We start from the raw sequence: 12,660 nt of genomic DNA, 5'->3' as shown, positions 1-12,660 counted from the left end.
CGGTGACAACGTGTCGATCACGGTCAAGCTGATTGCCCCGATCGCCATGGAAGAAGGTCTGCGCTTCGCCATCCGCGAAGGTGGCCGCACCGTCGGCGCCGGCGTCGTCGCCAAGATCATCGAGTAATTCCCTGTTCGCAGGGTAGAAGCCGAGTAGGGGTATAGCTCAATTGGCAGAGCGTCGGTCTCCAAAACCGAAGGTTGGGGGTTCGATTCCCTCTGCCCCTGCCACGAAATAGAGAGAAACGGTTCGCGCAAGGAGCCGAGTTTCGTGGTCGACAAGCCCGCCGAAGTCGAAAGACCTCAGGTGGGCTTGCCTGTCTGATGACTTGCCCGCATGCCAGGCTGTTGCCTGGGCGCTGCCCATATCTGGAACCACATGGCCACATCCGAAGTTCAAACTGTCCATACCGGCGCCGACAAGGCCAAGCTGGCTGCGGCGGCCGTGTTGCTGCTGGGCTCCTTTGTGGCCTTCTACCTGCTGTCGGGTCGGGGGGCGCTGGCACAGTGGGCCGGCCTGCTGGTGGGGCTGGTGGCGGCTGCGGCCGTGTTCCTGGTGTCCGAGTCGGGTCGGCAACTGCTGGCTTTTGGCCGCGATGCCTGGCGCGAGGTCAAGAAGGTGGTCTGGCCGACGCGCAAGGAGTCCGTCCAGATGACGGCCTACGTGTTCGCGTTCGTCGTGATCATGGCCCTGTTCCTCTGGCTGACCGACAAGACGCTTGAGTGGGTGTTCTACGATCTCGTGCTGGGCTGGAGAAACTAATGACCGATCAAAAGAGCACGCTGGGAACGCCGACCGAGGGCATGCGCTGGTACGTGGTGCATGCCTATTCGGGCATGGAGAAGGCCGCCGAACGCAACATCATCGAGCGCATCAACCGCGCCGGCATGCAGCACAAGTTTGGCCGCATCCTGGTGCCCACCGAAGAGGTGGTCGAGGTTCGCAACGGTGTCAAGCGCACCACCGAGCGCAAGTTTTTCCCCGGCTATGTGCTGGTGGAAATGGTCATGGACGACGACACCTGGCATCTGGTCAAGCACACCAACAAGGTGACGGGTTTCGTTGGTGGTGCCCGCAACCGGCCCGCTCCGATTTCCGAGGAAGACGTCCAGAAAATCGTCGAGCAGATGCAGGAAGGCACCGACAAACCCCGCCACAAGGTGGAATTTGTCGTTGGCGAATACGTGCGCGTCAAGGAAGGACCGTTCACCGACTTCAACGGCACGGTCGAGGAAGTCAACTACGAGAAGAACAAGCTGCGCGTGTCGGTGACCATCTTCGGTCGTGCCACACCGGTGGAGCTCGAATTCGGTCAGGTCGAAAAGACCTGATCAGCGGGCCGCGGGGCGGATCGATCCAGCGTCCCGTCGGCTTTTTCCCTTGCTGGATCCCCCACCGCGAGGAGGCTTTTCCGAAAGCCGTTTGCACTCGCAGGAGTTGAACCATGGCGAAGAAAATCGTCGGCTTCATCAAGCTGCAAGTTCCAGCTGGTAAGGCCAATCCCTCTCCCCCGATCGGTCCGGCGCTGGGTCAGCGCGGCCTGAACATCATGGAGTTCTGCAAGGCGTTCAACGCCCAGACCCAGGGCGTCGAGCCCGGTCTGCCGCTGCCGGTGGTGATCACCGCGTTCGCGGACAAGAGCTTCACCTTTGTCATCAAGACCCCCCCGGCCGTCACGCTGATCAAGAAGGCGCTGAAGCTGGACAAGGGTTCTGCCGTGCCCAACAAGAACAAGGTTGGCAAGATCACCCGCGCCCAGCTCGAGGAAATCGCCAAGACCAAGCAAAAGGACATGACCGCCGCCGACCTGGATGCGGCTGTCCGTACCATCGCCGGCTCGGCCCGTTCGATGGGCGTGATCGTGGAGGGCGTGTGACATGGCAAAGCTGACCAAGAAGCAAAAAGCCCAGCAAGGCAAAATCGAGAGCACCAAGCTCTACCCGCTGACCGATGCCCTGGCGCTGGTCAAGGAATTCGCGAACGCCAAGTTCGACGAGTCGATCGACGTGGCCATTCAGCTGGGTGTGGACGCCAAGAAGTCCGACCAGGTGGTGCGTGGTGCGGTGGTGCTGCCCAACGGCACCGGCAAGACCAAGCGTGTCGCCGTGTTCGCGCAGGGCGCCAAGGCTGAGGAAGCCAAGGCCGCTGGCGCCGACGTCGTCGGTTTCGATGATCTGGCCGCCGATATCAAGGCCGGCAAGATGGACTTCGATGTGGTCATCGCCTCGCCGGATGCCATGCGCATCGTCGGTGCCCTGGGCCAGATCCTGGGTCCGCGCGGTCTGATGCCGAACCCCAAGGTCGGCACCGTGACGCCCGATGTGGCCACGGCCGTGAAGAACGCCAAGGCCGGTCAGGTCCAGTTCCGCGTCGACAAGGCCGGTATCGTGCACGGCACGATCGGCCGCCGCTCGTTCGATGCCGACAAGCTCCAAGGCAACCTGGCCGCGCTGGTCGATGCACTGAACAAGGCCAAGCCGGCCACCAGCAAGGGTGTGTACCTGCGCAAGGTGGCTGTGTCCTCGACCATGGGCGTGGGCGTCCGCGTGGACACCTCGACCATCGGGGCGTAATACGTGAAGGAATTCGGGGCCGCCGCGGTGGCCCCGGGTGTGGTGGGCCTGGCCATCGGTCGAATGACCGGCGGACGGGGCCATCCAAGACCGCTGGTGACGCGAAGCCCGGCAGGGCCAAGCGGCTTAATGGTGCAGAAACCGCCAGCGCAGATGGCGATCCCGCTGCAGAAGGAATCCGTTCCGAAACAGTTGGTCGCTGCAATGAAGCGTGCCGGAAGCCGAAAGGCCGAAGGCACATTGAAGGAGTAGACCTTGAGTCTGAATCGCAGTGAGAAAGAAGCGGTCATCAACGAAGTGACCAGCCTCGCCGCTAAAGCTCAAACGCTCGTGATGGCGGAATACCGCGGCATCACGGTCGCTGCCATGGACCAACTGCGCGTGAAGGCACGCAGCAGCGGTGTCAGCCTGAGTGTTCTGAAGAACACCCTGGTTCGCCGCGCTGTGGCCGGTAGCGCGTTCGAGGTGGCCGGCGACCAGATGACGGGCCCGCTGATCTATGGCTTCTCCGAAGATGCCGTGGCCGCCGCGAAGGTGGTGGCCGATTTCGCGAAGACCAACGACAAGCTGGTCATCCGCGGTGGCGTCTACGGCGGCAAAGTCCTGGACGAAAACGGCGTGAAGCAACTGGCCAGCATTCCCTCCAAGGAAGTGCTGCTGGCACAGCTGTGTGGCTTGCTCAAGTCGCCGATCTCCCGCACCGCCGTGGTGCTGGGCGCATTGGCGGCCAAGAAGGGCGAGGGCGAGGTGGCCGCTGCCTGAGTGCGTGGCCCATTCCCCTGAATCAACCAATTGTTAGGAAATCAAAATGGCATTCGATAAAGACGCATTTCTGACGGCTCTGGACAGCATGACCGTCATGGAACTCAATGACCTGGTCAAGGCCATTGAAGAGAAGTTCGGCGTGTCCGCCGCCGCCATGGCCGCTCCGGCCGCTGGTGGTGCCGCCGCCGGTGGCGCTGCCGCCGCCGAAGAGAAGACCGAGTTCAACGTCGTGCTGACCGAAGCCGGCGCGAACAAGGTGTCCGTCATCAAGGCCGTGCGCGAAATCACCGGCCTGGGTCTGAAGGAAGCCAAGGACCTGGTCGACGGCGCACCCAAGAACGTCAAGGAAGGCGTTGCCAAGGCCGACGCCGAAGCCGCCGTCAAGAAGCTGGTGGAAGCCGGCGCCAAGGCCGAACTCAAGTAATTCGGTCCTGTCCCGAGGCTGGAGTGACCTGCAAGGGCCTCCAGCCTTTGGTGCTTTTGCGAGAAAGGCACCGATAAGGCGATTCCGGCGAGTCCCCTTATCCGTGTCTTCTGACCCCGACTGCAGAAGACCACTTGGTCCGGGCCCGCGTGCAATGCGCGGGCCGTCAGCCAACGGCAGGTAGTGGCCTGCCGCCAAGCACGCCACCGGGTAGGCCCGCCCGGTGCGCACGTCAGTCGCCGCAGACCTCATCGGAGATCTCATGGCAGCATCCCAATACTCGTACACCGAACGCAAGCGCATCCGCAAGAGCTTTGGCAGCCGCGAAAACGTGCTCGCGATTCCCTACCTCCTGCAGATGCAGAAGGATGCCTACACGGCGTTCCTGCAGGCCGACGTTCCACCCACCCGCCGCACCGACGAAGGCCTGCAGGCGGCGTTCAACTCGGCCTTCCCGATCGTCTCGCACAACGGCTTCGTCGAGATGAAGTTCGTCGAGTACAACCTGGCCAAACCCGCGTTCGATGTGCGCGAATGCCAGACCCGCGGCCTGACCTTCGCCTCGGCCGTGCGCGCGCGCGTGCAACTGATCATCTACGACCGCGAATCGTCCACGCCGCAGTCCAAGGTGGTCAAGGAAGTGAAGGAGCAGGAGGTCTACATGGGCGAGGTGCCCCTGATGACCGACAAGGGCTCGTTCATCATCAACGGCACGGAGCGCGTGATCGTCTCCCAGCTGCACCGCTCGCCCGGCGTCTTCTTCGAGCATGACAAGGGCAAGACCCACAGCTCGGGCAAGCTGCTGTTCTCGGCCCGCATCATCCCCTACCGCGGCTCCTGGCTGGATTTCGAGTTCGATCCGAAGGACATCCTGTACTTCCGCGTCGACCGTCGCCGCAAGATGCCCGTGACCATCCTGCTCAAGGCCATTGGTCTGACGCCGGAAGCCATCCTGGCCAACTTCTTCGTCAACGACCACATCCGTCTGATGGACAACGGTGCGCAGATGGCCTTTGTGGCCGAGCGTCTGCGCGGCGAGGTGGCCCGCTTTGACATCACCGACAAGAGCGGCAAGGTGGTGGTGGCCAAGGACAAGCGCATCACCGCGCGCCACACCCGCGAGCTGGAGCAGTCGGGCACCACCCACATCAGCGTGCCGGAGGATTTCCTGATCGGTCGTGTGGTGGCGCGCACCATCGTCGATCCGGATACCGGCGAGATCATCGCCAAGGCCAACGATGAGCTGACCGAAACCCTGCTCAAGAAGCTGCGCTCGGCCGGCGTGCAGGATCTGCAAGTCATCTACACCAACGAACTGGACCAGGGCGCCTACATCAGCCAGACGCTGCGCGTCGACGAGACGGCGGACGAGTTCGCCGCCCGCGTGGCCATCTACCGCATGATGCGCCCCGGCGAGCCGCCGACCGAGGACGCGGTGCAGGCCCTGTTCCATCGCCTGTTCTACAACCCGGATACCTACGACCTCTCGCGCGTGGGTCGCATGAAGTTCAACGCCCGCGTGGGCCGTGACGAGGCCACCGGCCCGATGGTGCTGGACAACGACGACATCCTGTCGGTGGTCAAGATCCTGGTGGATCTGCGCAACGGCCGCGGTGAGGTCGATGACATCGACCACCTGGGCAACCGCCGCGTGCGCTGTGTCGGCGAGCTGGCCGAGAACCAGTACCGCACGGGTCTGGCCCGTATCGAGAAGGCTGTGAAGGAGCGTCTGGGCCAGGCCGAGCAGGACCCCCTGATGCCGCACGACCTGATCAACTCCAAGCCGATTTCCGCGGCTCTGAAGGAGTTCTTCGGCGCATCGCAGCTGTCGCAGTTCATGGACCAGACCAACCCGCTGGCCGAGATCACGCACAAGCGCCGCGTCTCGGCCCTGGGCCCGGGTGGTCTGACGCGCGAGCGCGCCGGCTTTGAGGTGCGCGACGTGCACGTGACGCACTACGGTCGCGTGTGTCCGATCGAAACGCCGGAAGGCCCGAACATCGGTCTGATCAACTCGCTGGCCCTGTACGCTCGTCTGAACGAGTACGGCTTCATCGAGACCCCGTACCGCCGCGTGGTGGACGGCAAGGTCACGAACGAAATCGACTACCTGTCGGCCATCGAGGAAAGCAAGTACGTGATCGCCCAGGCCAACGCGGCGCTCGACGCCGATGGCCGCCTGACCGGTGATCTGGTGTCGGCCCGTGAAAAGGGTGAATCCATCCTGACCCCGCCCGAGACCATCGAGTACATGGACGTGTCGCCGGCACAGATCGTGTCGGTGGCGGCCTCGCTGGTGCCCTTCCTGGAGCACGACGACGCGAACCGCGCGCTGATGGGCGCCAACATGTCGCGCCAGGCGGTGCCCACGCTGCGTCCGGAAAAGCCGCTGGTCGGCACCGGCATCGAGCGCGTGGCCGCGGTCGACTCCGGCACCGTCGTCACCGCCAAGCGCGGCGGCGTGGTGGACTATGTCGACGCGACCCGCATTGTGATCCGTGTCAACGACGACGAAGCCGTGGCCGGTGAAGTGGGCGTGGACATCTACAACCTGATCAAGTATCAGCGTTCGAACCAGAACACCAACATCCACCAGCGTCCGATCGTCAAGCGGGGCGACAAGCTGGCCAAGGGTGACGTGATCGCCGACGGTGCCTCGACCGATCTGGGCGAGATCTCGATCGGCCAGAACATGCTGATCGCGTTCATGCCCTGGAACGGCTACAACTTCGAGGACTCGATCCTGATCAGCGAGCGCGTGGTGGCCGACGACCGCTACACCAGCATCCACATCGAGGAGCTGGTGGTCATGGCGCGCGACACCAAGCTGGGCGCCGAGGAAATCACCCGTGACATCCCGAACCTGGCCGAGCAGCAGCTCAACCGCCTGGACGATTCGGGCATCATCTACGTGGGTGCCGAGGTGCTGCCGGGCGACGTGCTGGTGGGCAAGGTCACGCCCAAGGGCGAAACCACGCTGACGCCGGAAGAAAAGCTGCTGCGCGCCATCTTCGGCGAGAAGGCATCCGACGTGAAGGACACCTCGCTGCGCGTGGACCAGGGCTCGTCCGGTACCGTCATCGACGTGCAGGTCTTCACGCGTGAAGGCATCCAGCGCGACAAGCGTGCCCAGCAGATCATCGACGACGAGCTCAAGCGCTTCCGCCTGGACCTGAACGACCAGCTGCGCATCGTCGAGGCCGACGCCTTCGACCGGATCGAGAAGCTGCTGATCGGCAAGGTCGCCAACGGCGGCCCGAAGAAGCTGGCCAAGGGCACCAAGATCGACAAGGCCTACCTGGGCGAGGTCGAGAAGTACCACTGGTTCGACATCCGCCCGGCCGATGACGATGTGGCCGCGCAGCTCGAATCCATCAAGAACTCGATGGAGCAGACGCGCCACAGCTTCGACCTGGCCTTCGAAGAAAAGCGCAAGAAGCTCACGCAGGGCGATGAGCTGCCCGCCGGCGTGCTCAAGATGGTCAAGGTCTACCTGGCCGTCAAGCGCCGCCTGCAGCCTGGTGACAAGATGGCCGGCCGTCACGGCAACAAGGGCGTGGTCTCCAAGATCACGCCGGTGGAGGACATGCCCCACCTGGCCGACGGCACGCCGGTCGACATCGTGCTCAACCCGCTGGGTGTGCCCTCGCGGATGAACATCGGTCAGGTGCTCGAGGTTCACCTGGGCTGGGCCGCCAAGGGCCTGGGCCATCGCATCGGCGACATGCTGCAGCGCGAGGCGGCCACCAGCGAGCTTCGTGCCTTCCTGGACGAGATCTACAACAAGACCGGCCGCAAGGAAGACCTGTCCAGCCTGTCCGATGACGAGGTGCGCGCGATGGCGCAGGAGCTCACCAGCGGGGTGCCCTTCGCCTCGCCGGTGTTCGACGGTGCCTCCGAGCAGGAAATCATGGACATGCTCAAGCTGGCCTACCCGGACGACATCGCCAAGGCCAAGGGCCTGACGGCGACGCGCACGCAGGCGCAGCTCTACGACGGCCGTACCGGCGATGCATTCGAACGCACGACCACCGTCGGCTACATGCACTACCTCAAGCTGCACCACCTGGTGGACGACAAGATGCACGCCCGCTCGACCGGCCCGTACTCGCTGGTCACGCAGCAGCCGCTGGGCGGCAAGGCGCAGTTCGGTGGCCAGCGTTTCGGCGAGATGGAAGTGTGGGCACTGGAGGCCTATGGCGCTTCCTACATCCTGCAGGAAATGCTCACCGTCAAGTCCGACGACGTGCAGGGTCGTACCAAGGTGTACGAGTCCATCGTCAAGGGCGAGCACGCCATCGACGCCGGCATGCCCGAGTCGTTCAACGTGCTGGTCAAGGAAATCCGGTCGCTCGGCATCGACATTGAGCTTGAGCGTTCGTGATTCACTGAAGTAGAGGAAACACACATATGAAATCCTTGCTCGACCTGTTCAAGCAGTTCACACCCGACGAGCACTTCGATGCCATCCGCATCGGCCTGGCCTCGCCGGAAAAGATCCGTTCCTGGTCCTTCGGTGAAGTCAAGAAGCCGGAAACCATCAACTACCGGACCTTCAAGCCCGAGCGTGACGGTCTGTTCTGCGCCAAGATCTTCGGCCCCATCAAGGACTACGAGTGCCTGTGCGGCAAGTACAAGCGCCTGAAGCACCGGGGTGTGATCTGCGAGAAGTGCGGCGTTGAAGTCACGCAGACCAAGGTGCGCCGCGAGCGCATGGGTCACATCGACCTGGCCGCGCCCTGCGCCCACATCTGGTTCCTGAAGTCGCTGCCCTCGCGTCTGGGCCTGGTGCTGGACATGACGCTGCGCGACATCGAGCGCGTGCTGTATTTCGAGGCCTATGTGGTGGTGGACCCCGGCATGACGCCGCTGAAGAAGTTCGGCATCATGACCGAGGAGGACTACGACGCCAAGCGCCGCGAGTACGGTGACGAGTTCGTCGCCAAGATGGGCGCGGAGGGCATCAAGGAACTGCTGGAGTCGATCGATCTCGACACCGAGATCGAGAAGCTGCGCAACGACCTGACCGGCTCGGAACTCAAGATCAAGAAGAACGCCAAGCGCCTGAAGGTGCTGGAAGCCTTCAAGAAATCGGGTATCAAGCCCGAGTGGATGGTGCTGGACGTGCTGCCCGTGCTGCCGCCGGACCTGCGTCCGCTGGTGCCGCTGGACGGTGGCCGCTTCGCCACCTCCGACCTGAACGACCTGTACCGCCGCGTCATCAACCGCAACAGCCGTCTGCGCCGTCTGCTGGAGCTCAAGGCGCCCGAGATCATCGCGCGCAACGAAAAGCGGATGCTGCAGGAAGCCGTGGACAGCCTGCTGGACAACGGCCGCCGCGGCAAGGCGATGACGGGCGCCAACAAGCGCGCCCTGAAGTCGCTGGCCGACATGATCAAGGGCAAGAGCGGCCGCTTCCGCCAGAACCTGCTGGGCAAGCGCGTCGACTACTCGGGCCGTTCGGTCATTACCGTGGGCCCGACCCTGAAGCTGCACCAGTGCGGCCTGCCCAAGCTGATGGCGCTGGAGCTGTTCAAGCCCTTTATCTTCTCGCGCCTGGAGGCGATGGGCATCGCCACCACCATCAAGGCGGCGAAGAAGGAAGTGGAAGCCGGCACGCCGGTGGTGTGGGACATCCTGGAAGAGGTGATCAAGGAGCACCCCGTCCTGCTGAACCGCGCGCCGACGCTGCACCGCCTGGGTATCCAGGCCTTCGAGCCGATCCTCATCGAAGGCAAGGCGATCCAGCTGCACCCGCTGGTCTGCGCGGCCTTCAACGCCGACTTCGACGGCGACCAGATGGCCGTGCACGTGCCGCTGTCGGTGGAAGCCCAGCTCGAAGCCCGCACCCTGATGCTGGCCTCGAACAACGTGCTGTTCCCGGCCTCGGGTGAACCCTCGATCGTGCCGTCGCAGGACGTGGTGCTGGGTCTGTACTACACGACCCGCGAAAAGATCAACGGCAAGGGCGAGGGCATGGTGTTCTCCGACGTGGCCGAAGTCCAGCGTGCGCTGGATTCGGGCTCGGTCGAGATCACGGCCCGGATCAGCGTCCGCCTGACCGAATGGCTCAAGGACAAGGCCACGGGCGAATTCGTGCCCAACACCAAGCTGGTCGACACCACGGTCGGTCGTGCCCTGCTGTCCGAGATCCTGCCCAAGGGTCTGCCCTTCGAGGTGCTGAACAAGGCGCTGAAGAAGAAGGAGATCTCCAAGCTCATCAACGCCTCGTTCCGCAAGTGTGGTCTGAAGGAGACCGTGGTCTTCGCCGACAAGCTGCTGCAGAACGGCTTCCGCCTGGCCACGCGCGCCGGCATCTCGATCTGCGTGGACGACATGCTCGTGCCGCCGCAGAAGGCCGAGATCATCGCGCGCGCCGAAGCCGAGGTGAAGGAAATCTCGCACCAGTACGCCTCGGGCCTGGTGACCGCCGGTGAGCGCTACAACAAGGTGGTGGACATCTGGGGCAAGGCCGGTGACGAGATCTCCAAGGTCATGATGGCCCAGCTGGCCAAGCAGAAGACCATCGACGCGTCCGGCAAGGAAGTCGACCAGGAGTCCTTCAACTCCATCTACATGATGGCCGACTCGGGTGCCCGGGGTTCTGCCGCCCAGATCCGTCAGCTCGCCGGCATGCGCGGCCTGATGGCCAAGCCGGACGGCTCGATCATCGAGACGCCGATCACCGCGAACTTCCGCGAAGGCCTGAACGTTCTGCAGTACTTCATCTCGACGCACGGTGCCCGCAAGGGTCTGGCCGACACGGCGCTGAAGACGGCGAACTCGGGTTACCTGACCCGCCGTCTGGTGGATGTGACGCAGGATCTGGTGGTCACCCACGAGGACTGCGGCACGACCAATGGTGCCCTGATGCGTGCCATCGTCGAGGGTGGTGAGGTGATCGAGTCGCTGCGTGACCGAATCCTGGGCCGCACCACGGCCGAGGAGGTGATCCATCCCGAGACGCGCCAGGTCCTCGTCGAGGCCGGCGTGCTGCTGGACGAGGACATGCTCGACGAGCTCGAAGCCGCGGGCGTGGACGAGGTCAAGGTGCGCACCGCGCTGACCTGCGAAACCCGCTACGGCCTGTGTGCCAAGTGCTACGGTCGCGACCTGGGCCGCGGTGGCCTGGTCAACATCGGCGAGGCCGTGGGCGTGATTGCCGCCCAGTCGATCGGCGAACCCGGTACGCAGCTGACCATGCGCACCTTCCACATCGGTGGTGCCGCGTCGCGCGCCGCCGTGGCCTCGAGCGTGGAGGCCAAGTCCAACGGCATCATCGGCTTCAACGCCACGATGCGCTATGTGACCAACACCAAGGGTGAGCTGGTGGTGATTGCGCGCTCGGGCGAGATCATCATTCAGGACGAGCACGGCCGCGAGCGCGAGCGCCACAAGGTGCCGTACGGTGCCGTGCTGACCGTCAAGCCCGACGAGACCATCAAGGCAGGCACCATCCTGGCCAACTGGGATCCGCTGACGCGCCCGATCATCACCGAGTACGCCGGCACGGTGAAGTTCGAGAACGTGGAAGAGGGCCTGACGGTGGCCAAGCAGGTGGACGACGTCACCGGCCTGTCCACACTGGTGGTGATCGATCCGAAACGCCGCGGCGCCGCCAAGGTGGTGCGGCCGCAGGTCAAGCTGATCGATGCCCAGGGCAACGAGGTCAAGATCCCCGGTACCGACCATTCGGTGACCATCGGCTTCCAGGTCGGCGCCCTGATCCAGGTGCGCGATGGCCAGGACGTGGGCCCCGGCGAAGTGCTGGCCCGCATCCCGGTCGAAGGCCAGAAGACCCGTGACATCACGGGCGGTCTGCCGCGTGTGGCCGAGCTGTTCGAGGCCCGCTCGCCCAAGGACAAGGGCATCCTGGCCGAGATGACCGGCACGGTGTCGTTCGGCAAGGAGACCAAGGGCAAGATCCGCCTGCAGATCACCGACCCCGAAGGCAAGGTCTGGGAAGAGCTCATCCCCAAGGAAAAGAACATCCTGGTGCACGAAGGCCAGGTGGTCAACAAGGGCGAGAGCATCGTCGACGGTCCGGCCGATCCGCAGGACATCCTGCGCCTGCTGGGCATGGAAGAGCTGTCGCGCTACATCGTCGATGAGGTGCAGGACGTTTACCGCTTGCAGGGTGTGAAGATCAACGACAAGCACATCGAGGTGATCGTGCGCCAGATGCTGCGTCGCGTGGTGGTCGAGAACCCGGGCGATTCGTCCTACATCGCCGGCGAGCAGGTCGAGCGTTCCGAGATCCTCAACACCAACGACGCCCTGCGCGCCGAAGGCAAGATCCCGGCCACCTACAGCAACGTGCTGCTGGGTATCACCAAGGCGTCGCTGTCGACCGACTCGTTCATCTCGGCCGCTTCCTTCCAGGAAACGACCCGCGTGCTCACCGAGGCCGCGATCATGGGCAAGAAGGACGAGCTGCGCGGCCTGAAGGAGAATGTCATCGTCGGCCGCCTGATCCCGGCGGGTACCGGCATGGCCTACCACGAGGCCCGTCGTGCCAAGGAAAAGATGGACGACGAGGAGCGCCGCGCCATTGCCGAGGCCGATGCCCTGGCCCTGGCGGCCGACCAGGCCGAGGCCGCCAACAGCGAGGCTGCACCCTCCGACGGCGAGTGACACCGGGACGGCGTCTGCCGTTCGGTGCATCAAGGCCCCCGGTCATCCGGCCGGGGGCCTTTTTTCGTCGCCGTGCCGGTGGCGGCGGCGCCAGGCACGTGACCCCCTGCGGTATATTGCGTGCGCCGGGCCCGGATGGGCCACGGCCGTGCCTGCGCCGCAGGTACAGATCATCGCGTGCAGGAGGGACAGGGATGACGACAACCACATGGGTGCTGCTGGTGGCGATGGTGCTGGTGCTGTTCTGGGCCGTGGGCGCCTAC

At 64.1% G+C, this 12,660-nt stretch carries 8 protein-coding genes, 1 tRNA gene and 1 pseudogene; all 10 read left to right on the top strand.

The window, feature by feature from the left end; genetic code table 11:
* A pseudogene (locus PHQ87_RS09535) lies at positions 1 to 127 on the top strand (elongation factor Tu); the annotation flags it as partial.
* 28 nt (positions 128 to 155) lie between these two features.
* Positions 156 to 231, top strand: a tRNA-Trp gene (locus tag PHQ87_RS09530).
* Positions 232 to 379: 148 nt separating this feature from the next.
* Complete coding sequence (gene secE / locus PHQ87_RS09525) at positions 380 to 763, top strand: preprotein translocase subunit SecE (RefSeq protein WP_300233371.1); 384 nt, start codon at positions 380 to 382, stop codon at positions 761 to 763.
* Positions 763 to 1,332: a transcription termination/antitermination protein NusG gene (gene nusG / locus PHQ87_RS09520; RefSeq protein WP_300233369.1), complete on the top strand. Its 570-nt coding sequence runs from the start codon at positions 763 to 765 to the stop codon at positions 1,330 to 1,332. The genes secE and nusG overlap by 1 nt, the downstream gene beginning before the upstream one ends.
* Positions 1,333 to 1,445: 113 nt before the next feature.
* Entirely contained in the window at positions 1,446 to 1,877 is a 432-nt protein-coding gene (rplK, locus tag PHQ87_RS09515) for a 50S ribosomal protein L11 (RefSeq protein ID WP_300233368.1), read from the top strand.
* Position 1,878: 1 nt separating this feature from the next.
* Positions 1,879 to 2,574 carry a 50S ribosomal protein L1 gene (gene rplA / locus PHQ87_RS09510; protein WP_300233366.1) on the top strand — a complete coding sequence of 232 codons (696 nt, stop codon included), beginning with the start codon at positions 1,879 to 1,881 and terminating at the stop codon, positions 2,572 to 2,574.
* A 255-nt stretch (positions 2,575 to 2,829) separates the two neighbouring features.
* On the top strand, positions 2,830 to 3,336 hold the full coding sequence (gene rplJ, locus PHQ87_RS09505) for a 50S ribosomal protein L10 (RefSeq protein WP_300233364.1): 507 nt from the start codon (positions 2,830 to 2,832) through the stop codon (positions 3,334 to 3,336).
* 46 nt (positions 3,337 to 3,382) lie between these two features.
* Complete coding sequence (gene rplL, locus PHQ87_RS09500; RefSeq protein ID WP_300233363.1) at positions 3,383 to 3,763, top strand: 50S ribosomal protein L7/L12; 381 nt, start codon at positions 3,383 to 3,385, stop codon at positions 3,761 to 3,763.
* A 262-nt stretch (positions 3,764 to 4,025) separates the two neighbouring features.
* Entirely contained in the window at positions 4,026 to 8,147 is a 4,122-nt protein-coding gene (gene rpoB, locus PHQ87_RS09495; RefSeq protein WP_300233361.1) for a DNA-directed RNA polymerase subunit beta, read from the top strand.
* 26 nt (positions 8,148 to 8,173) lie between these two features.
* Positions 8,174 to 12,397, top strand: coding sequence for a DNA-directed RNA polymerase subunit beta' (gene rpoC, locus PHQ87_RS09490; protein ID WP_300233359.1), 4,224 nt, complete (start codon positions 8,174 to 8,176; stop codon positions 12,395 to 12,397).
* The last annotated feature ends 263 nt before the right edge of the window (positions 12,398 to 12,660 follow it).

The organism is Hydrogenophaga sp. (assembly GCF_028698005.1).
Lineage (GTDB): Bacteria > Pseudomonadota > Gammaproteobacteria > Burkholderiales > Burkholderiaceae_C > Hydrogenophaga.
Note: the sequence above shows the minus strand (reverse complement) of the source record. Positions and strands in the feature narration are given on the sequence as shown.

What these genes read in the sequence shown, in the direction of transcription:
- secE (WP_300233371.1), top strand. Translation starts at nt 380, where the DNA reads ATGGCCACATCCGAAGTTCAAACTGTCCATACCGGCGCCGACAAGGCC.
- nusG (WP_300233369.1), top strand. Translation starts at nt 763, where the DNA reads ATGACCGATCAAAAGAGCACGCTGGGAACGCCGACCGAGGGCATGCGC.
- rplK (WP_300233368.1), top strand. Translation starts at nt 1,446, where the DNA reads ATGGCGAAGAAAATCGTCGGCTTCATCAAGCTGCAAGTTCCAGCTGGT.
- rplA (WP_300233366.1), top strand. Translation starts at nt 1,879, where the DNA reads ATGGCAAAGCTGACCAAGAAGCAAAAAGCCCAGCAAGGCAAAATCGAG.
- rplL (WP_300233363.1), top strand. Translation starts at nt 3,383, where the DNA reads ATGGCATTCGATAAAGACGCATTTCTGACGGCTCTGGACAGCATGACC.
- rpoB (WP_300233361.1), top strand. Translation starts at nt 4,026, where the DNA reads ATGGCAGCATCCCAATACTCGTACACCGAACGCAAGCGCATCCGCAAG.
- rpoC (WP_300233359.1), top strand. Translation starts at nt 8,174, where the DNA reads ATGAAATCCTTGCTCGACCTGTTCAAGCAGTTCACACCCGACGAGCAC.